Below are 1,044 nucleotides of genomic sequence, written 5' to 3' on the forward strand. Positions count from 1 at the left end.
GGAGGCAGCGCCCTCTCTGATTCTCTCCCCGCCATGCGCATCACGCCTCTCCCGCCCCTGCAGTGCCTCGTCGCGTTCGAAGCCGCCGTGCGACACGCGAGTTTCACGAAAGCCGCCGCCGAACTGCACCTGACCCAAAGCGCGATCAGCCGACAGATCCAGCAACTCGAGGAATTCCTCGGCCGCTCGCTGTTCGTGCGCGAGCACCGTTCGCTGCGGCTGACGATCGCCGGCGAGCAATACGCGGCGCAGGTCCACCATCTGCTCACGCAATGCGCGGAAGCCACGCACGACGTGATGAAACCGTACGGCGATCTCGAACTGACGATCGCGTGCTCGTCCGGCGTCGCGCTGCTGTGGCTCACGCCGCGGCTGCCGAACTTTCGCGCCGCGTATCCCAACATCAAGCTGCGCCTGATCGTGCGCGACGGCCTGGCATCGATGTCGCCCGCGGAATTCGACGTCGGCGTCTACTACGTGCGCCAGCAGGCGCCGGCCGAATACACCGCACGCCGGCTGTTCGACGAGGAAGTGTTCCCCGTCTGCGCGCCCGGCTATCTCGCCGGCCGCACGCTCGATGCGGCCGATCTCGCGAACGAAACGCTGCTGCGCCTCGAAGACGGCCAGCGCCAATGGATGTCGTGGTCCGAATGGTTCGACATGAACGACGTCGACCGGCAGAAGGCGCAGCCGCAGGACATCACGATCAACTCCTATCCGCAGATCGTGCAGATGACGATTCTCGGTCAAGGCGTGTCGCTCGGCTGGCGCTACATGATTGACGCCTGCATCGAAGCCGGCCTGCTCGTGCGCGTGACGGAAGCGTCCGCGAGCCACGGCGGCGGCTATTACGTGATCTCGCCGAACGACCGCGCGCAGAACCAGGCCGCCCGCCTGTTCACCCGCTGGCTGTTCGAACAGGCAGAGCAGCAAACCGGGGCCTGACTGCCCCGCGCGCGACGCATGCGTGCAGCGCATGCAGGCATGCGAATCTTTCGTTTCAGAAAAAATTGCGGCTGTCCTTAGCATGGGATTCACGCGGGG

Annotated in this window: 1 protein-coding gene; it reads left to right on the forward strand. The window is 65.4% G+C overall.

The features are described from left to right. Positions 1-33: 33 nt before the first annotated feature. Positions 34-945 carry a LysR substrate-binding domain-containing protein gene (locus JMF90_RS38240; RefSeq protein ID WP_011548264.1) on the forward strand — a complete coding sequence of 304 codons (912 nt, stop codon included), beginning with the start codon at positions 34-36 and terminating at the stop codon, positions 943-945. Positions 946-1,044 lie beyond the last annotated feature (99 nt).

Origin of the sequence: Burkholderia sp. E168m23, from assembly GCF_016586125.1 — a bacterium.
Taxonomy (GTDB): Bacteria; Pseudomonadota; Gammaproteobacteria; order Burkholderiales; family Burkholderiaceae; genus Burkholderia; species Burkholderia orbicola.

Coding starts and splice junctions, on each gene's coding strand:
- JMF90_RS38240 (WP_011548264.1), top strand. CDS start 34: ATGCGCATCACGCCTCTCCCGCCCCTGCAGTGCCTCGTCGCGTTCGAA.